Genomic DNA, 24,058 nt, shown 5'->3' on the forward strand with positions numbered 1-24,058 from the left:
TATATGAATATAGATCAGTCAAAAATTCCACAAGCGACAGCCAAACGTTTGCCGCTATATTACCGTTTTTTAAAAAATCTGCATGCATCAGGAAAACAAAGGGTGTCATCAGCAGAGCTTAGTGATGCAGTCAAAGTGGATTCTGCTACCATTCGCCGAGATTTTTCGTACTTTGGTGCACTTGGGAAGAAGGGCTATGGCTATAATGTCGATTACCTTTTGACCTTCTTCAGAAAGACACTTGACCAAGATGAAATGACCAATGTCATGCTCATCGGTGTCGGGAATTTAGGGACTGCTTTTTTACACTATAATTTCATCAAAAACAATAATACAAAAATTTCAATGGCTTTTGACGTCAATGAGAGTAAAATAGGAAGTGAGATAGGCGGCGTGCCTGTCTATGATTTGGATAAGCTTGAAGAGCATGTTCAAGAGGTAGGAGATATTCCTGTTGCCATTTTGACAGTACCTGCCGTAGCAGCTCAACCCATTACAGATCGTTTGATTGCCCTTGGCATCAAAGGAATCCTTGATTTTACGCCGGCTCGATTGAATGTGCCGGAACACATTCGAATTCATCATATAGATTTGGCGGTTGAACTTCAGTCACTTGTGTATTTCTTAAAGCATTACTCTGTTACACAGGAGGATTGACGAAAAGGGGTAAAGGGGGTGGAGCAAATGGGTCCGATCGGTCCTGGAAGTTTGGTTCTGATTGCGATTGTTGCGCTCATTATTTTTGGGCCGAAAAAGCTTCCTGAATTAGGAAGAGCAGCAGGAGATACATTACGTGAATTCAAAAATGCCACAAAAGGTTTAGCTGATGATCAGGAAGAAAAAAAGAAAAAAGAAGATCAGTAGAATAGGATGAGCTTCATGAATGTCAAAGATATGCCGCTTATGGAGCATATTGTGGAACTGCGAAAACGTTTAGTGATCATTGCGATGTTTTTTGTCGCCTTTATGGTGGCTGGTTTTTTTCTTGCTAAGCCGGTCATTGTGTATTTACAAAATACCGATGAAGCGGCCACACTGACACTGAATGCATTTAAGCTCACAGATCCGCTGTACGTGTTTATGCAGTTCGCATTTGTCATTGCTTTGGTTTTGACGTGTCCCGTGATTTTATATCAGCTTTGGGCGTTTGTGAGCCCCGGCTTATATGAAAAAGAAAGAAAGGTGACACTTGCTTATATTCCGATTGCACTGCTTTTATTTTTGAGCGGTGTGGCTTTCTCTTATTTTATTTTGTTTCCGTTTGTCGTTGATTTTATGATGCGAATGTCGAATGATTTAAATGTAGAGCAAGTCATTGGGATTCATGAGTATTTTACATTTCTGATGCAGTTAACACTTCCATTTGGCTTTTTGTTTCAGATGCCCGTTGTGTTGATGTTTCTCACAAGACTTGGCATCATCACACCGATGTTTTTATCAAAAATACGGAAGTATGCCTATTTTGTCCTCCTTGTCATTGCCGCACTCATTACACCACCAGAGCTTGTTTCTCACCTCATGGTCACCTTGCCGATGCTCGTTTTATACGAAGTGAGTATCGTCATTTCGAGAGTGACCTATCGCAAAATGCAGCAAACAGAGGAGAAAGAAAGTTATGATGTCACATAAAAAAGCATCGTGATCCGAATAAGGGTCACGATGCTTTTTCTATTGTGAAAGGAATTGATTGATCGCTTGAAATAGATGCTGATAATAGGAAGGCTCATGCGGGACAAAATCTTGTATACAGACTACTCTGCTTTTCTCACGTCGTTCTCCGAATTCATCAACTCCAAAGCCATCAAGCTGCATGTTTTCATATTTTCTTGTGAAAAGCTGCTGTGCATCCATTAGCTTTGCTCTGTAAACTCCAGCGACTTCTTCCTTTTGTAATTGAATGTTCATCTGCTCTTCTTGATGGACGTAAAGATAGACATGGCAACATTCACGATCAGTAAAACTGGGTAGATGGATTTCATCCTGTATAACACCTGCAAAGGCTAGATCTTCAAAAGGGACAGTAAGACCAAGCTCTTCTTCTACCTCTCTCACACCGTCAGAAGGCTGTTCATTTGCAAGAAGATGACCTGCTGCGGTGATATCAAAAAGAGAAGGGAAATTCTTTTTTGCGGGACTTCTTAGCTGAAAATAGAGATAGATGGTGTCATGTTCCTTTTTGAGAAGCCAAAAATGAAAGGTTTCATGCCAAAGGCCTTGGGCGTGGATATCTGATCGGGCAGCGACTCCAATCGTTTCATGCTGCTCATTTAAGATGTTCAGTTTTTCTTGTTCCATGAAAACTTGTCCTCCATAAAAAAACCATTTTCCAAGTGCGGAAAATGGTTTTTGATTTATTTTTGCTGCTGTTTTTTGAGTTTGACTGAGAAGGCAAACATTTTAAGCGCGATATTAATATTATAGGCTGCAAACACCATCAGCAAAATGCTGTAAAATGACCACATGTCACCTGGATTTTGAATGGCCATATAGGTGAAAGCCACACCTACGGCAAAATAAATGATGCCCCATACAACAGGGTTTCTCATGAGAAAAAGCCTCCAATAATCATTTGCATTGTTTGAGATTGTTCTTCAATCATTTTTCTTACTGGCTCAATCTGCACAAGAATAACGAGTGAGTTCATCAGCATATGAGCAACGATTGGAACAATGATTCGTTTTGTTTTCGCATATAAAAAGGCAAAGGTAAAGCCCATTGCGGTATAAAGAAAGAAGTGGTCAAAATCAGAATGTGCAGCAGCGAAAAATACTGAACTAACAAGTGCCGCAATAAAAAAATTCGACCTTTCATAAATTACACCAAAAACGATTTTTCGGAAAATAATCTCCTCAAGTATCGGTCCAATTAGTGCAATAATAACAACCAGAAAAGGAAAAGCATCCATAATAGATAAGATATTTTGCGTGTTTTCTGACTCACGTCCAATGCCGAATGCATATTGTTCAATCATTCCTGCAATCGATTGAGTTAGAAGTGATAGAAAGAAACCGACAATGATCCAAGCGATTGCCGCGCCGACTGAAGCCGGTTCTTCATTTCGAAGTGAAGCTCTTGGCACAGTCCGAAGGATGAGCAGAATAATGATTAATCCGACACAGAAGCTGATGATTGTCCATGTACCTGACAATTTAGAGAGCTCTGCTTGTGTCATCGGTGTCTGAATGTAACCTAACCACTTCATAATGAACACATACGGAAACGCAGAAACCTGCACCAATATATACGTTAAGATGATGTACCAATATTGTTTTTTCAAGTAACGAAAACCCCTTTACTAAAAGAACTAGATTTATTGTAACACAAGTCTTCTTTTTCGATGAAAAGGAAAGAATCTGAGTTGAAAAAAGATCATGAAAGCGTAAAAATTTTTAAAGGTTTTTACTTGAAATTACAGAAGACATTCTTTATTATAATAAATGTGTTAGCACTCACTGGTGATGAGTGCTAAAAAAGACTACATATAAAAATTGAGGAGGTTGTTTCTTATGTTAAAGCCATTAGGCGATCGCGTAATCATTGAACTCGTTGAATCTGAGGAAAAAACCGCTAGCGGTATTGTGTTACCGGATTCTGCAAAAGAAAAACCGCAAGAAGGTAAAATTGTTGCAGCAGGTTCAGGTCGTGTACTTGAAAGTGGTGAGCGCGTTGCGTTAGAAGTAAACACAGGCGACCGCATTATCTTCTCAAAATATGCAGGCACTGAAGTGAAATATGAAGGCAAAGAATATTTAATCCTTCGTGAGAGCGACATTTTAGCTGTTATTGGTTAATCACATAAAAAACATTGAGATACATTTTTAAAAAGACTGAGGAGGTTTCGTTATTATGGCAAAAGATATTAAGTTCAGTGAAGAAGCACGTCGCGCGATGTTACGTGGTGTAGATGCACTTGCAGATGCTGTAAAAGTAACTTTAGGACCTAAAGGACGTAACGTGGTTCTTGAGAAAAAATTCGGTTCTCCACTTATCACAAATGATGGTGTAACGATCGCAAAAGAAATCGAATTAGAAGATGCATTTGAAAATATGGGTGCAAAACTTGTGGCTGAAGTTGCAAGCAAAACAAACGACGTAGCTGGTGACGGTACAACGACTGCAACAGTTCTAGCTCAAGCGATGATCCGTGAAGGTCTTAAAAACGTAACAGCTGGTGCAAACCCTGTTGGCGTTCGTAAAGGGATCGAAGAAGCAGTGAAAGTAGCACTTGAAGGCTTGCACGAGATTTCTAAACCAATCGAAGGCAAAGAATCAATTGCTCAAGTTGCGTCTATTTCTGCAGCAGATGAAGAAGTTGGAAGCCTGATCGCTGAAGCAATGGAGCGTGTAGGTAACGACGGCGTGATCACAATCGAAGAATCTAAAGGGTTCACAACTGAGCTTGAAGTGGTTGAAGGAATGCAGTTTGACCGCGGATATGCTTCACCATACATGGTGACGGATTCTGATAAGATGGAAGCGGTTCTTGAAAATCCTTACATCTTAATCACTGATAAAAAAATCACAAACATTCAAGAAATCCTTCCTGTACTTGAGCAAGTTGTACAACAAGGAAAACCATTATTGCTCATTGCTGAAGATGTAGAAGGCGAAGCACTTGCAACACTTGTTGTGAACAAACTTCGTGGAACATTCAACGCAGTGGCAGTAAAAGCACCTGGATTCGGTGATCGTCGTAAAGCAATGCTTGAAGATATCTCTGTTCTAACTGGCGGAGAGTTAATCACAGAAGATCTAGGACTTGACCTAAAATCAACTGAAATCGGTCAGCTTGGCCGCGCTTCTAAAGTCGTTGTGACAAAAGAAAACACAACCATCGTAGAAGGTTCAGGAGATTCTGCTCAAATCTCAGCACGTGTGAACCAAATCCGTGCACAAGTAGAAGAAACAACTTCTGAATTCGATAAAGAAAAATTACAAGAACGTCTTGCAAAACTAGCTGGTGGCGTCGCTGTCATCAAAGTTGGTGCTGCAACTGAAACAGAACTAAAAGAGCGTAAACTACGCATCGAGGATGCACTTAACTCAACTCGTGCAGCAGTTGAAGAAGGTATCGTATCCGGTGGTGGTACAGCACTTGTGAATGTATACAAAAAAGTCGCTTCAATCGAAGCTGATGGTGACGTTCAAACAGGTGTAAACATCGTTCTACGTTCTCTTGAAGAGCCAATCCGCCAAATCGCTCACAACGCAGGTCTTGAAGGATCAGTCATCGTTGAGCGCTTGAAAAACGAAGAAATTGGCGTAGGCTTCAACGCAGCAACAAACGAATGGGTAAACATGATCGAAAAAGGAATCGTTGACCCAACAAAAGTAACTCGCTCTGCACTTCAAAACGCAGCTTCTGTTGCAGCAATGCTTCTAACAACTGAAGCAGTCGTTGCTGACAAACCAGAAGAAGGCGGCTCAGGCGGCGGAATGCCGGATATGGGCGGCATGGGTGGTATGGGTGGAATGATGTAATTAAGGTAAAACCTTGATATATCAACGCCTGAAACGATAATATGCTTTTCTTGTCCACGGATTTACCGGAAACTTGTGGAAAAAGAGCTAACTAAAAGAGAAGGTCTTTCATCAGTTTGCTAACTGTTGGGAGGCCTTTTCTTTCATATTAACAAGTCATTTCAGCATAGATTAGATATTCATCGTAGTAGTCCACCATGTGCTGCAATTGCAAGGACTATAATAGAGAAAGGTTATTTTCGAGGTTTTAAAACACATGTAAGCTGCTATCAATGTTTAAAACAACCTACAGTAAAAGGAGCTTTTAAATCTGAGGAAAATATTTTAGGGAAATTATAGGAATTGATCTTGTAGGGCTAGATGATGTAGGCTCAGAGACAATTGATGGGAATGGCAAAATGTAGAGGTTATAGAGAGATTGAAGGAGAAATTTTCATTTTGTAGAAAGTTCAAGGCTTAGCAAGAAAAGAGTAAACCCTAAAATCGGCTTACTCTTTAATGTTTAATCATCTTATGATTAGCAATCTTCTGCTTTGCTATGATGAAGAGGTGGTGGAATTAACCATCCTTTTTCTTTATTAAGTCTAAGGACTTTTGCTCCAAATGCTGCCTTTTGAGTATGAAACTGTCCAAACATCATAGCAATGTCTTCTCGAATGGATTGCCCCATAATTGTGCTACACGATACTAATCCTGACGCAATGTTCGCCGAAAGACCAGCGGCTATTTCTGGATCTTGAAAACGTGCCCCTACTGGAATATCGTCTATACAAGCTTTAGGTCGTTCAGGAGGTGTTGGAGGTAAGCCAATTCCATTTTCTTTTAGTAAAGTTTCAATTTCTTTGATTTCTTGTTGCGCACCTTGAATAGCTTCTTCAATTAATTTTTGTAAGTCTTCGTCACCTGCATGGTTTAAGTGGGTTTGATAACCAGCAACTAAACTTTTAGCTACCATCAAGTAAGACCATGTACCAAACACTTCGCCATAGTGCATAGGTTCATCCGTTGGATTTCCACTTAAAATTCCCATTGTCATCCTCCCTAGTTGTAAAATATTCATTGAGCGACCTTCCTTTCTTTACGATTGGTCACCTTTTTATAGTTCCTAAATTAAACCATGATATTCATCATTTTAAATGATGGTGATCAAAGGTATAAATTCTAATTTCAACCTATGTGGACTTCTAACGAATAGTGGCTAATAAAACTGGAGATTATGTTATGAAAGAGGAAGGGAACTGCAGGTTTAGCAAATTATACATGATAAGAAAATTTGGAAACTCTGCGTATAGAATTTAAAGACCAACATGCTCAAAGACTTTCGGTTACCTAAACCACCTTTGTTCACGATGATTAGAGATTTTTATTTTTTGGATGGATACCACTAAGAAGGTACTCGCCTTCCTTATGGGGACGAGAACAAATGAAAGGCATTGTAGGCTTTAAGATCATCATTAATAAAGTTCAGACTGCTTTCAAATTAAGTCAAAATCGCCACGAAAGGGATTATGCCTGCATCATTGAAAAGCTGGAAGCAGAGGGTGAAGTGGAAATGGCTGAGGCGATGAAAAAGAGTTCCATGTAAGAAGCTTCTCGAAAGATCAGTTATTCTTATGAAGCGTTAAAAATGAATGAGAACGTTACTTATAAACAAAAACACTTTCTACTAGGAAAGTGTTTTTTAGTGGTGATAAATAAAAAAGCCCTCATCATTCAAGGGCTTTAATGAAACATTTGGTTTACTTTAACTGTGAATGTCACATCTTTACTATTCATGTAATCGTCAGTTGTGACATCTCCAAATTTCAGTTTTAATTCTTTGATGTTTTTAATGTTGATTTCTTTGCCTTCAGGAGCTAAGAATTGAATGACGCCATCTTGTTTAACGCCACCTTCAACTTCTCCACCAATATCACCGTCAGTCATAAACATATTCGTATCTAATTGCATGCTTCCAGCTACAGCTTTACCTTGATCTAGATGGAAGTTTAGAACTTTATCTGTCGTATTTTCTACGTTCTTTTATTTGTTTATAAAATAGGAAGAAAGATGAAACAATACATTTATCATAATGGCAAGACTCCGTTCGCTTTTATTAAATAATAGTGAAATGAAACATTCTACCTTATTATATGTTTCATGGTCAGAATGAGGTCAAAAAAGATTAATCCTTTTATTATTAATATATTATAAAAAACTAAGTTAATAAATTTGTGGTAAGTTTGATAATTAAAATTTATTAAGTAACTTAGTTCAAGCGTACTCCATATATTGTTATGGGGAATATGAGCGGATTTATCAGTGAAATATCTGTATTATGAGGGAATTCTATTTGTTCCGTTCAAATATTTCAGCCCATACAAAATGAATGAGGAGGTTTTTTTGTTGAATAGTTTCCAATGGGATCTCCAGGGATTAGGTGTCGGTGATTTAAATGTCAGCAGTGCTGTACCCTGGTATACTCAGTACCCATACGTAGTTGATCAAGCTCGTCAGTGCAGTGATCATCATCATTGCAGTCATCATTGTCATTACCATTGCAATCATCATTGCAGCCATCATTGCAGCCATCATTGCAGCCATCATTGTCATTACCACTGCAATCATCATTGTAGTCATCATTGCAGTGGCGGTGGTCATTGCAGCGGCGGTGGCGGCGGTCATTGCAGCGGCGGTCAATCTTAAAAGGCATCCCTATCTAATTATAAATTGATTGCCCTGCATTTATCATTGCAGGGCTTTTATATTATGTACAAACATAAAGGACAAAAGTGATCCATAATATTAAACGATGAAAGAAAGTTTAATGAAACTGGTGAAAAGGAGGAGTATCATGAAAAAAATAAATCCTTCAATGCGCTTAAAAGTAAATAGAGATACTTTTTTTCTCCCCGATTCAAATAAAGGTGTGTATTTCCGTAATAACTTAACGTCATTCCGAATGGAAGGCGAAACAATTCACCAATGGATTGAAAAATTAATTCCTGTTTTTGATGGAACCAATACACTTGAATATTTAACTAACAGTTTACCGGATGCTTACAAGAATCGAGTGTATGAAATAGCACAAGTTTTGTATAAAAATGGTTTTGTGCGTGATGTAAGCCACGACCTCACCCATCAGCTTTCTGACACAATTCTTAATAAATACGCTTCTGAAATAGAATTTTTAGACAATATCAGTGATTCAGGAGGTTATCGGTTCCAAACTTACCGTCAGGCGAAAGTATTAGTGATTGGTTCAGGTCCGCTTCTCCTCTCTCTCGTTATATCATTGATTAGATCGGGGCTTACTAACTTCAGCATAATCATTACTAACTTCCCTCAGACTGATCTGCGTCGGATTGAGGAAACTATATCAGAGGCCCGCAAATCAGAGCCAGATACTGAGATTAACTTCTTAAAGCCTGACAATAATTCATGGAGGTTAAGTTTGAAGCCATTTAATTCGATTTTATATGGATCACTGGATGATGATTTAGCCCAGCTTCGTTTGATTCAAGCTATTTGCAAGGAGGAAAAGAAGGATTTTCTTCCGATTACTATTTCACAAGGAGTAGCCTTTGCTGGCCCACTTGTTCATCCGGAATCAGAAGGATGCTGGGAGTCTGTGTATCGTAGGTTACACCAACGACCGTGTGAAGAGAATAATCTATCTAATTCCTTCTCACCAACAGCAGGGGCTCTATTAGCAAATGTAATGGTTTTTGAACTTTTCAAAAAAATCACTGGGGTAATGAACAAAAAAGAAAAACAATTTTACCTCCTTAATTTAGAAACTCTTGAGGGAAACTGGCACACATTCCTCCCCCACCCCCTTGTGACTGGTAGTGCTTATACTGAACATATTAAAGATCCCCTTCCATTAATAGAGAAAAATCAAATCAAACAACGGGACTTACATTCCTTGTTTAACGAGCTGACCTCAAAAGAATCTGGTGTTTTTCATCTTTGGGAGGAAGCAGACTTAATACAGCTCCCGTTATCACAATGCAAAGTTCAAGCAGTTGATCCTCTTTCGGAAGGTCCTGCCCAACTATCCCCCCAGTTTGTCTGTTCAGGGCTCACACATGAAGAAGCTCGTCGCGAGGCAGGACTGTATGGAATTGAATCTTATATTAGAGGTTTTGTGAACGACGATTCTATCTTGAATAAACATTTAAGACATTTTGAATCATGTGGTATAGGAACAGGTGAAACTGCTGCGGAGAGTTTATGCAGAGCTCTGCAAAATTGGTTGAGTGAGGAGTTTGTAAAACAGGTAGATATCCAAATGGTCCCTGCATTCATATTAGAATTGGGCTCAATAGAAGATAAACGTTGCCGATTTCTTCTGCGGACGCTGACAACATTGAGGGCTGACCCAGAAATTCATTTGGGCAATGACGTGTTTGGTTTCCCTGTAGTTTGGGTTGGTTCAAATGGTTATTGGTATGGAAGCTGTGGATTGGATTTGACAATGGCCATAAGCAGAGCATTACAAATTGCTATTATGGATGCACAAAATAAAGAAAACTTCCGTACCCCTTATGGCATTGTGGTTTCCGCCGTTAATTTGCGGAAAAATTCATCGATGAGTTTTCCGGTTCCTTCTTTAGAAGAGCGACCACAAAAGGAAATATTTCTTTCATCTTTACAACTATTAAGGCAGAACAAAAAGCGAGTACACATCTTTGATCTCAATCTAGAGCCAATTTTTAAAGAGAGAACGGCTGGGATTTATGGGATTTCGGTAAGAGAGGAGAAACTTAAATGAGCTCTTCCATTACTATTATTGGAAAAGGAATTTTAGCTGATCTTGTAAGCGAACAATTGACTGTAAATTATCAAATCACACGTTGGTCACACTTAGAAGAAGTCGTTCCCAATCAAGAAGACTTGGCATTAGTACTACATGATTCCTGGCTTCCATATGAACATATTAAAGCGGATGAGATGTACCGATCCTGCGAAACCCCTTGGCTTCGAGGGTTTGCTTCATTTGGTGAGGCAGTCATTGGACCGCTTGTTCTTCCTAACAAACAGGCCTGTTCTCAATGTGCGGATATGCGCCGTTTTATGACCGGTCCTGATCGAAAAGAAATGTTCCAAATAAAAAAATATAAGATGAGTCAAACTGATTTCTCCAGAGACCCCTGGGCAACGACTCTTGGACTATTACAAACTTCTTATTTAATCCAGGAAGAAGTTCATAGGTTTCTAAAGGGTGAAGGGGCCAAAACATATGAAAAAATACTTCTTCTCAATTTGAATACATTAATGATGTCCAGTCATTTATTTTTGCCTGACCCGTCTTGCCCTGTTTGTGGTAATTTACCCAATGATACTGCTACTAACGCACGAATCACGCTTAAATCATGCCCGAAGAAAAATATTGAAAGTTATCGTTGTCGTCCAATAGAGGATCTTGAGAAGGTTCTAGCGAAAGATTATTTAGATTTCAGGACTGGTTTTTTGAATTGCAAAAGGTATGACCTCATTTCCCCTTTTGCTGACACCATTGTAAACCTTCCTTTACTGTCAGGTAATGAGTTAACCGCTGGACGTACCCATTCCTATGTAGCAAGTGAGACGGCAGCCATTTTAGAAGGATTGGAGAGATACTGTGGCTTCGCACCACGAGGAAAAAGAACCATTGTTCATGAGCCATATTATAAGTTAAAAAAACAGGCTCTTAACCCTTATACCATCGGACTCCATTCACAGAAACAATATGCTACACCTGGGTTTCCTTTTAGACCATTTGATCCCAACCTTCCAATTAATTGGGTTTGGGGCTATTCTTTAACACAAAATCGACCGATTTTAGTTCCAGAGACCCTTGCCTATTACGGCTTGGGAGGTAGCGAAGACTTTGTTTATGAAAATTCTAATGGCTGTGCGCTAGGCGGAAGTTTAGAAGAGGCGATTCTTTATGGCATTTTTGAAATCGTAGAGCGAGATTCGTTTCTTATGACCTGGTACGGCAAGCTTCCCATTCCCCGTCTTGATCCTTATTCTACAAATAGCCGAGAGTTAAAGTTGATGATACAGCGTATACAAACAGTAGCTGGATTTGACGTTCATTTATTTAACTCTACTACTGAGAATCGCATTCCAAGTATTTGGGCTATTGCCAAAAATACGAAACATAAGGGCTTGAATCTTTTATGTGCAGCTGGAGCCCACATTGACTCTCTAAAAGCTGCGAAAGGAGCAGTTCATGAGCTGTCAGGCATGCTTCTAACAATGGACGATAAAATTGAAAAGAATAGGGAGAAATATTTGCAGATGTATAATAATCCATATCTCGTTTTTCATATGGAGGACCATTCCATGCTGTACGGTTTAACCGAAGCCGAGGAACGCTTATCATTCCTACTCGATAATCAGCGTCCTTTGCAAAGCTTTGAACAGGAGTTTAGTCCAATTTGTAAACATGCTGATTTATTGGATGATTTAAAAGATATACTAGACGTTTTTAAGCAATTGAAGCTTGATGTAATTGTTGTTGATCAAACTACTCCTGAACTAAAACGAAATTCTTTATATTGTGTAAAAGTACTGATACCTGGGATGCTACCCATGACATTTGGGTACCACCTTACCCGTCTTACAGGGCTAGATAGGCTAATGAACGTACCAGTGGAACTTGGATATTCGAAAAAGCCGTTAAAGTTCAGTCAGCTAAACCAATATCCACACCCGTTTCCATAAGCGATTTCAAGGGGGAAAAGAAATGAATCTAGACGATTTTTTGCACAATCTTCATTATGAAAATGATAAAATAATGCCGCAGGACTGGGTGGTGAATTGGGAAGATGCCCCGCTTCCATATAAACTTTATCGGGGTTTACCAACGTTTCAATTACCTTCCGATATTCCACTTAATCTTAAACAAAAGAAGAGTTCTTCAAAACCAACTCTTCAAGAAATTGGACATTTTCTTTGGTATACTTTTGGGTTGACACAATTTAGCCAAACCCTACATTTTACTGAACAAACGGAAGTACCGCCAACGTTTCGACGCTTTATTCCTTCCGGCGGTGCCTTGTATCCGAATGAACTATATATTTATTTAAAAATAGAGGATATACCTCAAGGAATATATCACTATGACGTAGCACACCATCGTTTAGTATTCCTGAGGGAAGGAAATTTCGATACCTACTTATGGCGGGCTCTAGGCAATCGTTGTGATATTTCCTCTTCTTTTGGTACTGTTTTCATTTCAACGATTTTTTGGAAAAATTTTTTCAAATATCATAACTTTTCTTATCGGTTGCAAGGGCTTGACACCGGATTTGTTATCGGTCAGCTTCTAGAAGTAGGAAAACGATTCGGTTTCGAAACAGGAGTTTATTACCAATTCATTGATCGAGCCATCAATCACCTTTTAGGAATCTCGGAGCTGAATGAAAGTGTTTATGCTGTTATTCCTCTTTCAATCGATCCATTGATGAACTGGTTTAATAATAATGATGTAGAAGAGCCCTCCTCTGCTACTCAATTATGCACCGAACTAATATCACTTGAACAACGTCATTGCATACGTTCTCAGAAAAATAAAGAATATCCTTTGCTTATTAAGATGAACGAAGCTTGCATGATTGACTCATTTCCATCTCTTCAGCAAATTGAAAAAGAAACGAATGAAGGGTCAAGTAGCTCGCTTATTTTTCTACCCCGTGTAAATAAGTTGTCCTATGATTTCTCTTCCGCCTGTCGAAATAGATATTCACCCGGAATGGATTTTATGCTGGAGCAAATAAACCAGAATAAATTGTCAATTCTTTTCTCGGAAATAGTCACAACATTTTCTTATCGAAATGATTTAGATGAATCATTTCAGAAACCTCCTTTCCGCATTTCACTATATAGTTGCTTTTATAACGTTGAAGGTATAACTAATGGGGCTTTTTGCTATGACAGTTCTATTCATGCTCTAAAAACAATTCAATACGGAGATTTCCGCAGTCGCTTACAATATGGACTGTTTACTGAATTGGTGAATATGTCTCAAATTCCACTTTCCTTCAATGTGGTTGGTCGTAAGGATCATTACCAAAGTGCATATGGATGTAGGGGATACCGAATTCAACAGATGGAAGCAGGAATCCTATCCCAACACTTGCTTTTGGCAGCTTCGGCATTAAATATGGGTGGGCATCCACTTCTAGGATTTGATGTAACTTCATATGATGACCTATATAAAATGAATGAAAAAGGTAAAACAAGCTTGCTCCAAATTCCTATCGGTTGCTTCCGGCCTCATCCTAGATTACAGGGGAGCTTGCATAATTAAGAACAAATCTTCCTTCATTCGCATAACTGAATTAGGGGTTTTCCTTACTACTTGAGGGATACTTTTGTAACTGACTGTATTAAAAAATATTATCAAGATTTTAATATCTTTTTATAAGGATAATTAAAATAGAATGCTAAACAAAAATATATAGTTTATAGTCAAAAAATTATAGCTATATCCTTATCTTCGCATTTTTAAAACTTAAGTAGATACTCAAAAAAAGAAAACAGAATTAATTCTCTGCAGGCTGTCGAGAAAATCTCGACAGCTTTATTTTTTTCCTTAAAGTTTCCATCTCTTCATTTTATAATAGAGAAAAGCCCACTAAAGGAAGGTGTTTTTTCTCATGTTCCACACTAGAAATTCTTCTCAGCACGAAGCCGAATTTGTATTACTAGATCAACTGGTCGAAGAGGATCACCTGCTTCGTAAAATTGATCAATACATTGATTTTTCATTTATCATAGACAAAGTCAAACCATATTATAGTGAGAATAAAGGTCGTCCTTCTCTTGATCCACTTATTTTGTTCAAAATGATGTTTATTGGATACCTGTACGGTATCCGTTCTGAAAGACAACTTGAAAAAGAAATTTACTATAACATGGCGTATAGATGGTTTCTAGGTTTGAACATCAATGATCCCGTTCCTCATCACTCCACCATTAGTTGGAATCGTCGTACTCGGTTTAAAGATACAACGATTTTTCAAGATATTTTCGATGAAATTGTGCTCCAAGCCATCAATCATGACATGGTAGGAGGCCGCGTTCTTTTTACTGATTCAACTCATCTTAAAGCCAATGCCAATAAACATAAATATACGAGAAAAACGATTGAACAAGATACCCAGAACTATATAAATGAATTAGAAGAAGCGGTCCAAGAAGATCGGGTGGCACACGGAAAAAAGCCCTTATAGGTAAAAGAGGAGGTGAAAACGAAAAAAGACATTCGCCAAAGTACGACTGATCCTGAAAGTGGCTATCTTTATCGTGAAAACAAACCGGAAGGCTTTTTCTAGACCACCGTACAACGGATATGAAGTACAATATCATCACGGATGCACATGTCACACCCGGCAATGTCCATGATTCCGTTCCGTACCTTGATCGATTGGATCACCAAATCGCCCGATTTGGTTTTCAAGTAGAAGCGGTTGCCCTTGATTCTGGTTATTTGACAACGCCAATCTGTAAAGCTTTATCCGATCGCCGTATTTTTGGTGTCATCGCACATAGACGCTTTCATCCAACAAGAGGATTATTTGAGAAGTGGAAATTCCAGTATGATTCTGAATATGATCATTACATATGTCCAAATGGTGAGAAGCTATTATATACGACAACTGATCGAAAAGGTTATAGGTACTACAAATCAGACCCTAAAAAATGCATCTCGTGTCCTTTCCTTGAAAGCTGTACAAGATCGAAAAATCATCAAAAAGTGATCTCAAGACATGTATGGGAGGAACACAAAGAAAAGATTAGACAAAATCGTCTGTCTGTCTCTGGAAAAAAGCTATATAAAAAGAGAAAAGAAAAAATAGAGCGAAGCTTTGCAGATTCAAAACAACTGCACGGGCTTCGCTATTGCCGGTTGAGAGGAAAACAGAATGTGAGTGAGCAAGTTCTTCTCACAGCTGCGTGCCAGAACATGAAGAAGATTGCCCTACACCTAGCGAAGCTAGGCTAGGTGTGTGGGAGGCCTTTTTCATTCAATTCCATCCATCATCATTACGTTGAAAATAAAAAAGATTGTAGAAAAACATGAGTTTCTCTACAATCTGAACAGAATTAATTCTCTGTTTTCTTTTTTGACTCTTTACTGATTACCTATTCTTATATCCAAATCTTCCCTGACTAGTTAACACTGTATTTTCATCAGTGTCATTTTTTATTAATCTTACAACAAATGAAACCTCCGATAAATCAACAAAAAATGATAATAATAGAAAATAATTGTTTTGAGAGCTGAATAGTCTCTTTTTTTTATGAACCAGTTAGCTTAAAATTACATAAAATCCACTTCTGATGACTTAAAACAAGATTGAATTTCCTTATAATAGAATTACTATAAGAGATTGGGAGTGATTGGGATGGATGGTTCATCAATCAAGACGGTAAATAGAGAAGATCAACATGAATTCTTGTTTCTGAATATATCTTCAAATACAATTGGTGCTCTTTCGAAGGAATCTGCTGAGAAGATTTTAAAGATAAAGGACACCAATGAAATTCATCAACTGATGTATGTACCTATTGAAAATCTTGGTGACCTCAAGTGGCTTATTCAATCTTTGCATAAAGCCATCATGGAAGAAAAAGATGTTCGTGTCGTTCTTGAATTGGTTGACCTACTTTATTTTTTTGTTGTTCCATTTTATAAAGAAAAGTTGATGAGCCATGAGGGTCTGTTACAGCTGATGAACGATATGTTATTTATCCTAGATCTTTGGGTAGATCAAGAGATAATAGAGCTAGTTGATGCCATTCAATTTGAATTAAAAAGAGTAGAGAAAAAAGGCTTGTAGAGCGATCTCTACAAGCTTCCCTCGTTATTCTGATGCAGCTGTGTTATTGACCACAGGGTCTTTTCTAAACACGCCCATACAGCCTGCGATAATGATTAATACAGCTGGAAGGATAAAGAACATAGAAATAGAAATGATTCCACCAACAGCAGATACTAATAATAAAATTCCACCAAGCTTTGCTTTTTTCTTTACGATGACAGATGCGACAATGGCAAGAATAGAGAAAAGCATTGCTGCCCAGCCTAATCCTGTAATTTCACTGGTGTCTGAATCGCTAAATGCCGCATCGATTCCCCCGAAAGCAAGAGCGAACATTGCGCTGAAAAATCCAAAAATACAAATTCCGTCGTTCTTTTCATAATACTTTCCTTCGATATGTAAATAATAATTATCGGTACTAAAGAACTAGCACAATCTTACTAATCGGCATTTCTTTCATAATGTTAATAGTTTTGTTAAAAAACAAGAAAATCCATAAAGGATTTTCTCGTCCAGTTATTGGGCTCTTTCCCATGTGATTTTTGTTTCATTTGTCTTTTTCTTTCCCTTTGCCAGCACTTTGCCGTTTTCTTGTTTTACGGTGATGTTTAGGTCGTAAAAGGAATAAAGGGCGCCGAGGCTGTCATTTTCCGGTTTGTGCAAGTTGTTTTCTTTTTCAGTTGATGCTCCAATGGCCAGCGTCTTGGCAAAGTTTAAACCGATGACTTCAGCGTAATCACTATTGGTATCAGAAGAAGCTGTTACGTTTAAAGAAATGATTTTTTTCTTTTGATCAACGGTGATGTCCGTGTCTTTTATAAGTTTAGACTGCTCCATGACTTCTTTCGTTTCTTTTTGAATGCGTTCATTGATCGTTGGAAGTGCCTTCGTTTCTGTTTTTTGTTCGTTTGTTGTATTTGAGCAAGCTGCTAGCATGAAGAGACTTGCAACTAGGCTCATGAAAACAAGTAGACTTTTTTTCACGTTCGTTCTCCTTTTTTCTTCGAAGTATGTATGTTTATGTTACCACGAATCCTTGTTTTGATTAAAAGAGAAGTGTTGATAAGCTGTGAACAATAAAAAGCACCCAAAAAGGGCGCTTTTTTTTTTCTTATTGTGCTGAAAGGCTTGTACTTAATGGAACAGAAGAAATGACAGTGAATTTAGGAGCCGGAGCACCAGACTCTAAATTCTTACGTAAAAGCGATGATTTGATGGAACCATCCCAATTTTTATAGACACTACCTGAAGTATTCGCACGAAGCTGTACATTTGAGAAGCTTGCTTGTGAGTAGCTGTTTGTTCCATTATCTTGTACGCCATGTACCATTTTGACGACATCGAGGTTTTTCAAACGGCTAGGCTTGTAAATAGGCTGTTTATAGCGCAATGTCCCATTGACGTATAGTGACACTGTGCCATCACCATTGTTGATGAGCTTTAAGTTGACACGTGCACCATCCTTAATGCTCTTATCATATTCACTGTTCCAATATTGACTGCCACCTTGTGAGCCGCTGCCTAGAAAGACCTTATAGCCAGAAGACGTTTTTGAAATACCGCTCTCTATAACGGCAGAGCCGAGACCGAGGTACCAGTCCGCATAGCCATTTTTAATGGTAGCTGTTTTCGGCAGCACAATATCAGCCGAGATACCTGACCATTTTGCCTCATCCGTTTGTGTCACAATCGCGCCGTGACGTGGACCAGCTGCAGATGCGGGGATACTTGATAGCATCAAAACGAAGGTCAAACTTACACTCAAAACAATAAACCATTTTTTCATGAAAATTCCTCCTTATATTGGATTCCCTTTTATTATATAAAATGAAAGAGAGGGGCTACTTACATTGTTCTGACTGATTTTGGTATTTTTTGTGAACAAAATCAGTCATAAAAAAGTGGTCAACTTGTATTCGAATTGTAATGTGACTGTAAAATAACTGGGGGCATCTTCATGTATAATAAGTGCAGAAACCAAATACGGAGGATTTTTTAATGAATAAAAAGCTTATCGCGACAATCGTAACAGTAGCTAGTTTATTTTTGGCGTTTAGTTTCTCACATGGAGCAAGTGCAAAAAAAGTAAGCGGCAATATTACTTGGTATAATGGTGTCGGTAAAAAAGGCGCAGATGGAAAAAAACTCGGTCATTGGGATGCAGCAACTAAAATGGGATTTGACGTACCAAAAAAAGGTACAAAACTAAGAGTGACAACAAAAGCGAAACCACATAAAGTGATTACAGTATATAAATATGATGTAGGTAGAATGCCAAACGCTGTATTAGACGTCAGTCCTAAAGCATTCAAAGCACTAGGGTATAAAACAAGTAAAGGTGTCGTAAAAGGACATTACACTTATTAATACATAGGCATGCAAAGAAGCGGGAAAAGTTCATTTTCTGGCTTCTTTTCTTGTAGAGAGGGTCTGAAAAGGCAATGAAAAAATCAACATGGTGGATCATCACGGTCATCGGAGTCGCAGTGATTGCGGCCATCATTTTCTTTATGATGAAGCCGGGGCAAGAGCCGAAGCATGCGGTAAAAGTGAAAACAAATCAGGATGCAAAAGACGAATTACTCGTTTCATTTACAGATCAACAGTTAAACAATACGTATTACTTGCATGACCGGGCGCTTCATACGGAGAAACTGACAGCCTATCCTTCGATTGCTTATGATTCTACGAAACAGCTTTTATATTACACGTATACGGATGAAGACACGCAAAAAGTGAGTATTCGAGAACTGAATGTAAAAACGGATGAAGAAAAAACGCTATTTACGAGTGAAGATTCCATCGACAGTATGAGGCTGTCTGGAGACGGGAAACAGTTATTTCTTAGATATAATAAGGATTCCGGGGAACAATTTTATGTTGCTATGTTTGATGTGAACACACACAAAGTGAGGGTATTGTATCCAGAAAAAAGCAAGGATGACACGGTAAGTTCTTTTGCTTATGATCCGGCGTCAAACCTTCTCGCAATCCAGCATTATTCCTTAAAAGAAGATTACAAGAAAACCGATGAAGCGAATGAAAAGGGAAGAGACCCTGAACCAACGACCATGAAGATCACCCTTCAAACGGGCACGAAGGGGAAGCGAATTGCACGTATCTCGCAAACGATTAATGATATTTCATTTTCACCAGATCATAAGACATTGATTTATACAGAAGTGAAGGTGCGAAACGAAAAAGAAGTAGCCTCTATTAAAATGCTTGATGTAGAAACAGGAAAACAGGTGACACTCGTTAAGAACAGTAAGGATGTGCATATTTTAAGTGCCGCACAGCCGCAATTTTCTACTGATGGGTCTTCTGTTTATTTCTTAGGTGTTGCTAAAAACGCAAAGGAATTAAAGGATGACACCGGTCGAAAAGCAAAGGTAAGAACGATATTTGAATACAATATCAAGAAGAAAACAGTAGAAGCCGTTTGGGAGAAGGATGGCGGGATTGTTAACAATTTCACTGTTAATCGATAAAGGGTACGTTCAGTTATTTTTATATAACTGAACGTTTTTTTATTTTGCGGTTTAACATGTTGCAGAAATTAAGGAATTTATGTAAGGAAAATCAGTTCTTAAGGTAGGAAACGTGTGGTATTTTCATATTTTGCTTATGTGACAGAGGAAAAGAAAGAGAGTAATATGAGTGGACATAAAAAAACGAGAGGACAGATGGCTTCTCGTTTTCACTGATTTATTTGGTGTTATTGTCTAATAAGTTTTGAAAGATAAACAGGGCATTAATGGAGTGAGGGAATCCAGCAACTTTTGTACAGTGCTTAATAATCTCCATGATCTCTATGACAGAAAGTCCGATATGTAATGCTTGTTCAAAATGAGTCTTTAATTCTTCATCACAATCGCCTTTTGTAATAAGGGCAGATAATGTACTGATGGCCTTTTGTTTTTCATCTAAAATGAAGTGGTTGAATTCTTTTTGTTCACCGAGTTCAATTGTTAGCTGTTCAATATTTGACCGAATGCTCTCGTTTTTCTGAATTGAAAGCTTCTCTATGTTACCTGCCGTTGTTTCTTGTGTGATCTGGCAAGTCTCTTTTTCTTCATTCAAATTGAACTCCTCCGTTTTTTATCGCAATTTTCCATTTGTTCGTTCATTGTGGCAAATGTGCCTTTTGATAGATGCAATGGGTATATAGTAGTATTATCGGTTTGCTGCGTCAATTTTTTAAGTGTTGAATGTACAAATAAATGCCATTTCAAGTCATGCATTGTTTTATTTTAGAATGATTCAATGAAAAGGAAGGAAAGGGCTAATATATCGCTGTCTGTTAGCCCTTCCCAATGATGTTACTCAATACATGTGTTTACGCATGTGACGGGAGGGTGATTTCATTTTACTGGATGATATCCATCGGCCGCATCATGTCATAATCCTCGTGCTCTAATATATGACAATGCCACACATACCTGCCGCTGTATGGAACAAAGCGAGCGATGATCCGAATGACTTCACCGGCATGCGCTTGAATGGTGTCCTTGTAGCCTTGTTCATGTAAGGGAGGTGCTTCGTTTGGTCCTGTATACACAATGTCCCCTGTCGATTGATAGACCTCAGTATCAAATGGTCTTCTGTCTATCACTCTGAATTGAACAAGGTGTAAATGAATAGGATGTGTGCCCCTTGTTGGATTGACGATAGACCAAACCTCCACACTGCCAAGACGAGGATTTTCCGTGACAGGGTCATTCCAAAATTGGTTATCTAGCAATAAAATAGGACGGCCGTATTTATCCTGTGTACCGGTAAGAGTGAGCGTACGCTCTTTATCAGCTCGACAAGGCCGAAGTGGTGGAAGCGGTTTGAAAATAGGCCGTAATGTTTTAGGTGCTCTCCCTTTTAGCGGTCGAGTGACTTTAAATTGCATGATGTTTGCATCTGTTTCAGGATTTACTTCCTGTCCGCAGCCGGCTTTATTTTTAAGGGTGATCGTTTTGTTTTCGTAAGCTGAAAAATCGATGATGACATCAAATCGTTCAGCAGGAGCAATGCTAAAGGATTGATGGTGAACAGGTCTTGGTAAAAAGCCGCCATCAGATCCAATTTGCAAAATCGTCGCATCGTTGTCTAGATGCAGCTCGTAAGTTCTTGTATTGGAAGCATTTAAAATACGAAAACGATATTTTCGCGGCTCTACTTCTAAATACGGCCATACTTTTCCATTGACCAAAATGGTTTCTCCGCAAAAGAAAGGCACGATAGACGGATCTGGTATGTCACTGTCTTCTGGTGTGTTGTTTGGCCTGCTTGGATAAAACAGTGCGCCATCCTCCTGAAACGTACGGTCCATGATCATTAGCGGAATATCATACTCACCCTTCGGTAATTCTAGCGACTTTTCAAACGCATCTGAGATCAAATAAAATCCAGCTAAGCCGGCATACACATTTAATCGTGTCAATGCCATCGCATGATCGTGATACCACAATGTGCAGGCTTGCTGATGATTTGGGTATTCGTACACCTCCCGTTCAAAGAAGGGGCCGGTTGCTTCAAAGTCTCGTGAAAACCAAGCCTCTGGATAGCCATCACTGCTTGCTGGTGTGACGCCACCATGTAAATGAACGACGGTTTTAACTTCTGGTTCATCATGATGGCCTTCGTGAATGGTGTGATCGACCGGTAGAAAATGCTTAAGTGGCAATTTGTTCATCCATTTCACTTTGACTTTTTCATTTCGATTCGCATGAATGGTTGGACCAGGCAAACTGCCATTATAGGTCCATAGCTTGGTTGGGGGCAGATCTCTATGAACTTTTAGAAATACCTCCTCCATAGCGATTTCATAATACGTTTGTTTTGGGTTCTTTTTGACGGGCTTCGCAACTTCTGGAATTGGCAGCTCGTCAACAAATTTTTCTAGGTTCATGTTATCTAATCCTCACTTAAAATCCAATTTGATACAGTATAAGTGCGGACATCAAAATAGGTGAATAAAATAAAAAACCCGCTTTTCAGCGGGAGCATTACGGATGTTTATTTTCAAGCGCTGCATTTGCAGGTACTTTTTTATTCGGTTTAAAGATGAAATAAGCGGCAAGCACACCGAAGGTAATGATACTCGTCAAAATGAGCTGCGGTCTCATTGATTCGATGAACAGCATTGATGCCAAGATGGCGCAAATGACCAAAATGGTAAAATACGTGAGGTATGGGAATAGCCACATTTTGATTTTGAGCTGTTCTGGATTGTCTTTTTCGATTTTACGGCGCATTCTTAATTGTGAAACAGCAATGACCAAGTACACAAGAAGGGCAATCGCGCCGGATGCATTGACTAAGAACAAAAAGATGGTTTCAGGATAAAAGTAGTTCATCATGACGGCGATATAGGAAAAGAAGGTGCCTGCAACTGTAGCCGCTACAGGAACGCCACGTTTGCTGATTTTCATAAAGCGTTTCGGTGCTTCGCCTCTTTCTGCCAATGAATAAAGCATTCTGGACGTTGTGTACAATCCGGAGTTTAAACACGATAGAACGGCTGTTAAAACAATGACGTTCATGACTTGAGCTGCTGATGGGACGCCGATGTATTCTAATACCGCAACGAACGGGCTTGTTAAAATACTCGCTGAATTCCACGGAAGCAAGGTCACAACGACAGCGATGGAACCGACATAAAACACGATGATACGCCATACAACAGAGCGGGTAGCTGTTGTCACAGACTTGACCGGGTCTGCTGATTCTCCGGCCGCTATTGCCACAATCTCGGTTCCCATGAAGGAAAAGATGACGACGACAATTCCGAGTAAAACAGAGCTGAATCCATTTGGAAGGAAACCGCCGTTCCCCGTTAAATTGGCAAGACCTACAGTATGATGACCACCAAAACCAAAGATAAATGCAAAACCGATGAGTAGAAAGAGAATAATGCTGACGACTTTTATTAATGAGAACCAATATTCAAATTCGCCAAAAGATTTAACAGAAAAGATATTTGTTAATGTTAAGAGGATAGTGAGGATAAGACTTGTGAGCCAAACAGGTGCATCTCCATACCAATACTGAATAATGGCAGCACCGGCAATGGCTTCGATCGCGATGACAATCACCCAGAAGAACCAATAAAGCCAGCCAATTGTAAAGCCGGCCCATGGACCGATGGCATCGCTCGCATATTGTGAGAAGGATCCGCTTGTCGGATAGGCGCATGCCATTTCTCCAAGCATTCTCATAATAAAGATTACGAGAAGTCCTGCAAAAGAATAGGAAAGAATGGATCCAGGCCCTGCAGAATGAATGACAGCGCCGCTACCAACAAATAGCCCTGCGCCAATAACCCCAGCAATGGAGATCATTGAAATATGTCTTGTTTTCAGATTTTTTTGAAGACCGTTTGTCATGTTGGACATGTCTTTACCTCCAAACATTTCTCCTTATAGAGAATTTGTTTTTAGAATATTTTAAATTTTATCATACTGAATTGTCATTCAGCATTGGACAGGTTATCAAACTGACATTTCAAACCTCTTAACATGATGTTAAAAAGTATAAAGGATTTGAGAGATTATGTTCCCTCTTTTTCCTCTGTTCATTCTTAAAAATAGCATAAGATCGGATGGGGAGAAGTTGTGTCTCAAAATAAAATTATTCTGATAATTTCTCAGAAAGAGTGATATTGCCAATATGATCATCACAGAGTGAATTGGAAAAAGGTTGATGGGAGTAGGTCTTGAGATCAATTGACCTTATAAAAATAAGTTTACTTAGGTCAACACATTTCTATGTATCCTATTTTG

Annotated in this window: 23 protein-coding genes and 2 pseudogenes; 14 read left to right on the top strand and 11 right to left on the bottom strand. The window is 38.8% G+C overall.

The genetic code is table 11. The features are described from left to right. The first annotated feature begins 3 nt into the window (after positions 1-3). Genes CKW02_RS03020 through tatC form a run of 3 tightly spaced genes read left to right on the top strand, consistent with a single transcriptional unit; the run spans position 4 to position 1,629 of the window. On the top strand, positions 4-657 hold the full coding sequence (locus tag CKW02_RS03020; RefSeq protein WP_095117752.1) for a redox-sensing transcriptional repressor Rex: 654 nt from the start codon (positions 4-6) through the stop codon (positions 655-657). A 27-nt stretch (positions 658-684) separates the two neighbouring features. Beyond that, positions 685-864, top strand: a complete 180-nt coding sequence (locus tag CKW02_RS03025) for a twin-arginine translocase TatA/TatE family subunit (RefSeq protein ID WP_003214302.1) — start codon at positions 685-687, stop codon at positions 862-864. A gap of 15 nt (positions 865-879) precedes the next feature. Further along, entirely contained in the window at positions 880-1,629 is a 750-nt protein-coding gene (gene tatC / locus CKW02_RS03030) for a twin-arginine translocase subunit TatC (RefSeq protein WP_003214196.1), read from the top strand. A gap of 39 nt (positions 1,630-1,668) precedes the next feature. On the opposite strand, the gene CKW02_RS03035 is transcribed toward tatC, so the two are convergent. The 3 genes from CKW02_RS03035 to CKW02_RS03045 are packed head-to-tail and all read right to left on the bottom strand — an operon-like array spanning position 1,669 to position 3,277. Next, positions 1,669-2,295 (bottom strand): NUDIX hydrolase, encoded by a 627-nt coding sequence (locus tag CKW02_RS03035; protein ID WP_003214079.1) that lies wholly within the window; start codon positions 2,293-2,295, stop codon positions 1,669-1,671. A 56-nt stretch (positions 2,296-2,351) separates the two neighbouring features. Then, positions 2,352-2,546 (bottom strand): YdiK family protein, encoded by a 195-nt coding sequence (locus tag CKW02_RS03040; protein ID WP_003213897.1) that lies wholly within the window; start codon positions 2,544-2,546, stop codon positions 2,352-2,354. Continuing rightward, a complete protein-coding gene (locus CKW02_RS03045) occupies positions 2,543-3,277 on the bottom strand; it encodes a CPBP family intramembrane glutamic endopeptidase (protein WP_003214447.1) in 735 nt (244 codons plus the stop codon). The genes CKW02_RS03040 and CKW02_RS03045 overlap by 4 nt, the downstream gene beginning before the upstream one ends. A gap of 229 nt (positions 3,278-3,506) precedes the next feature. On the opposite strand from CKW02_RS03045, the gene groES reads away from it, so the two are divergent. Together groES and groL are read left to right on the top strand one after the other, a co-directional pair. Continuing rightward, on the top strand, positions 3,507-3,791 hold the full coding sequence (gene groES / locus CKW02_RS03050) for a co-chaperone GroES (protein WP_003214120.1): 285 nt from the start codon (positions 3,507-3,509) through the stop codon (positions 3,789-3,791). A gap of 55 nt (positions 3,792-3,846) precedes the next feature. Further along, complete coding sequence (groL, locus tag CKW02_RS03055) at positions 3,847-5,481, top strand: chaperonin GroEL (RefSeq protein ID WP_003213977.1); 1,635 nt, start codon at positions 3,847-3,849, stop codon at positions 5,479-5,481. 517 nt (positions 5,482-5,998) lie between these two features. Here groL and CKW02_RS03060 read toward each other — a convergent pair. Beyond that, the gene (locus tag CKW02_RS03060) at positions 5,999-6,511 is read right to left on the bottom strand and encodes a DUF3231 family protein (RefSeq protein WP_003214445.1); all 513 of its coding nucleotides are present in this window, start codon (positions 6,509-6,511) and stop codon (positions 5,999-6,001) included. Between the two features lie 393 nt (positions 6,512-6,904). Here CKW02_RS03060 and CKW02_RS03065 point away from each other — a divergent pair, with 393 nt between their 5' ends. Continuing rightward, a complete protein-coding gene (locus CKW02_RS03065) occupies positions 6,905-7,066 on the top strand; it encodes a hypothetical protein (RefSeq protein WP_003214288.1) in 162 nt (53 codons plus the stop codon). 137 nt (positions 7,067-7,203) lie between these two features. Here the strand turns inward: CKW02_RS03065 and CKW02_RS03070 are convergent, their stop codons facing one another. Further along, positions 7,204-7,431, bottom strand: a complete 228-nt coding sequence (locus CKW02_RS03070) for a hypothetical protein (RefSeq protein ID WP_003214202.1) — start codon at positions 7,429-7,431, stop codon at positions 7,204-7,206. A gap of 529 nt (positions 7,432-7,960) precedes the next feature. On the opposite strand from CKW02_RS03070, the gene CKW02_RS03075 reads away from it, so the two are divergent. The 6 genes and pseudogenes from CKW02_RS03075 to CKW02_RS03100 all read left to right on the top strand — a co-directional run bounded on the left by CKW02_RS03075 (position 7,961) and on the right by CKW02_RS03100 (position 16,301). Next, the gene (locus CKW02_RS03075) at positions 7,961-8,194 is read left to right on the top strand and encodes a hypothetical protein (protein WP_003214331.1); all 234 of its coding nucleotides are present in this window, start codon (positions 7,961-7,963) and stop codon (positions 8,192-8,194) included. Between the two features lie 120 nt (positions 8,195-8,314). Beyond that, a complete protein-coding gene (locus CKW02_RS03080) occupies positions 8,315-10,237 on the top strand; it encodes a putative thiazole-containing bacteriocin maturation protein (RefSeq protein WP_003214404.1) in 1,923 nt (640 codons plus the stop codon). Further along, positions 10,234-12,177, top strand: a complete 1,944-nt coding sequence (locus CKW02_RS03085; protein ID WP_095117755.1) for a TOMM precursor leader peptide-binding protein — start codon at positions 10,234-10,236, stop codon at positions 12,175-12,177. The genes CKW02_RS03080 and CKW02_RS03085 overlap by 4 nt, the downstream gene beginning before the upstream one ends. Positions 12,178-12,199: 22 nt before the next feature. Further along, positions 12,200-13,765, top strand: coding sequence for a SagB family peptide dehydrogenase (locus CKW02_RS03090; RefSeq protein ID WP_003214318.1), 1,566 nt, complete (start codon positions 12,200-12,202; stop codon positions 13,763-13,765). 349 nt (positions 13,766-14,114) lie between these two features. Beyond that, positions 14,115-15,463 (top strand): annotated as a pseudogene (locus CKW02_RS03095) (IS1182 family transposase). 403 nt (positions 15,464-15,866) lie between these two features. Beyond that, the gene (locus CKW02_RS03100) at positions 15,867-16,301 is read left to right on the top strand and encodes a hypothetical protein (protein ID WP_003214418.1); all 435 of its coding nucleotides are present in this window, start codon (positions 15,867-15,869) and stop codon (positions 16,299-16,301) included. 24 nt (positions 16,302-16,325) lie between these two features. On the opposite strand, the pseudogene CKW02_RS03105 reads toward CKW02_RS03100, so the two are convergent. The 3 genes and pseudogenes from CKW02_RS03105 to CKW02_RS03115 form a co-directional block, all read right to left on the bottom strand. Continuing rightward, positions 16,326-16,663 (bottom strand): annotated as a pseudogene (locus CKW02_RS03105) (DUF4064 domain-containing protein). Positions 16,664-16,799: 136 nt separating this feature from the next. Then, positions 16,800-17,267, bottom strand: a complete 468-nt coding sequence (locus CKW02_RS03110) for a hypothetical protein (protein WP_003214158.1) — start codon at positions 17,265-17,267, stop codon at positions 16,800-16,802. Between the two features lie 127 nt (positions 17,268-17,394). Beyond that, on the bottom strand, positions 17,395-18,069 hold the full coding sequence (locus CKW02_RS03115; RefSeq protein WP_003214361.1) for a hypothetical protein: 675 nt from the start codon (positions 18,067-18,069) through the stop codon (positions 17,395-17,397). Between the two features lie 212 nt (positions 18,070-18,281). Between CKW02_RS03115 and CKW02_RS03120 the strand changes: the two genes are divergently transcribed. After that, positions 18,282-18,650: a cell wall metabolism protein WalM gene (locus CKW02_RS03120; protein ID WP_003213878.1), complete on the top strand. Its 369-nt coding sequence runs from the start codon at positions 18,282-18,284 to the stop codon at positions 18,648-18,650. A 74-nt stretch (positions 18,651-18,724) separates the two neighbouring features. Further along, complete coding sequence (locus CKW02_RS03125; RefSeq protein WP_003214431.1) at positions 18,725-19,774, top strand: WD40 repeat domain-containing protein; 1,050 nt, start codon at positions 18,725-18,727, stop codon at positions 19,772-19,774. A 217-nt stretch (positions 19,775-19,991) separates the two neighbouring features. On the opposite strand, the gene CKW02_RS03130 is transcribed toward CKW02_RS03125, so the two are convergent. The 3 genes from CKW02_RS03130 to gabP all read right to left on the bottom strand — a co-directional run bounded on the left by CKW02_RS03130 (position 19,992) and on the right by gabP (position 23,671). Then, entirely contained in the window at positions 19,992-20,366 is a 375-nt protein-coding gene (locus tag CKW02_RS03130; protein ID WP_003214068.1) for a carboxymuconolactone decarboxylase family protein, read from the bottom strand. Between the two features lie 286 nt (positions 20,367-20,652). After that, entirely contained in the window at positions 20,653-22,185 is a 1,533-nt protein-coding gene (locus tag CKW02_RS03135; protein ID WP_003213818.1) for a multicopper oxidase family protein, read from the bottom strand. A 97-nt stretch (positions 22,186-22,282) separates the two neighbouring features. Continuing rightward, on the bottom strand, positions 22,283-23,671 hold the full coding sequence (gabP, locus tag CKW02_RS03140) for a GABA permease (protein WP_003214237.1): 1,389 nt from the start codon (positions 23,669-23,671) through the stop codon (positions 22,283-22,285). Positions 23,672-24,058 lie beyond the last annotated feature (387 nt).

Origin of the sequence: Bacillus pumilus (genome assembly GCF_900186955.1) — a bacterium.
GTDB classification, from domain to species: domain Bacteria; phylum Bacillota; class Bacilli; order Bacillales; family Bacillaceae; genus Bacillus; species Bacillus pumilus.